Origin of the sequence: Falsiporphyromonas endometrii (assembly GCF_042654485.1) — a bacterium.
In the GTDB taxonomy this organism is placed as follows: domain Bacteria; phylum Bacteroidota; class Bacteroidia; order Bacteroidales; family Porphyromonadaceae; genus Porphyromonas; species Porphyromonas endometrii.
Genome location: NZ_JBHSGO010000025.1, coordinates 1 through 734 on the forward strand (window position 1 = coordinate 1; position 734 = coordinate 734).

At 44.4% G+C, this 734-nt stretch carries 1 protein-coding gene; it reads right to left on the minus strand.

The features are described from left to right. The coding region (locus ACFO3G_RS01310; protein WP_380077247.1) for a DUF4372 domain-containing protein at positions 1-569 on the minus strand (569 nt) is incomplete at its 3' end. Positions 570-734 lie beyond the last annotated feature (165 nt).

The window sequence follows — 734 nt, forward strand, 5'->3', positions numbered from 1 at the left end:
TTGGTGGCTGCAGAAGTAAATCGAATATCGGAGGGCACTCCCTCATTGGCCTGTATGACCGTATGCACCTTTATTCCCCCTTTCTTCTTGCCATGCTTCGGATGACGTCCGACTCCTTTGAAAATCAGGTTGGAAAACAAAGAGATCGTGGTGGAGTCTATAATTCTCAACCGTTTCATCCATGCCGGCTCTTTACCGCTATGCGGTCGGCTGTCCGATAATAGTTGTTTGTGATAAGTAGCATACAAATCGCGATATATTGCCGCGAAGATCTCTTCTGAACGTCTCTTATTGGCGTCGGAAAGTGTACTTCGGGAGGTCATCATAAAGATGCCGAGATGCCGGAGCTTTCTCGCTTCGGCCTGTAAGGATGCGGTTATTTCCCGCAAAGAGTCAAATCGCATGATGACGCCATAGAGCATCACCACCGGGTGAGTCCATGCATCAAAACGTTTGATGTAACGTTCGCCGTTCTGGCTACGGCTTATTTGAAGAACCTTTTCTTTCTTTAGAAGATTAATGACCTGACTAAAGAGCGGCTGTCCGAGAAAATGAATACTTTTGTGCATTGTCTTTCTTGTAAGTTTCTATGATAAAGATAAGACAATTGGGGCTGTGTCATTATTCGTAATGATTCAGCCTCTAATTTTTTAGCAACCTCTCATTTCTTGAGTTTAAGCAGCCAATTTTTGGATGGGAGCTACCATTGGACTCACAGGAACTCCTAAAACAGA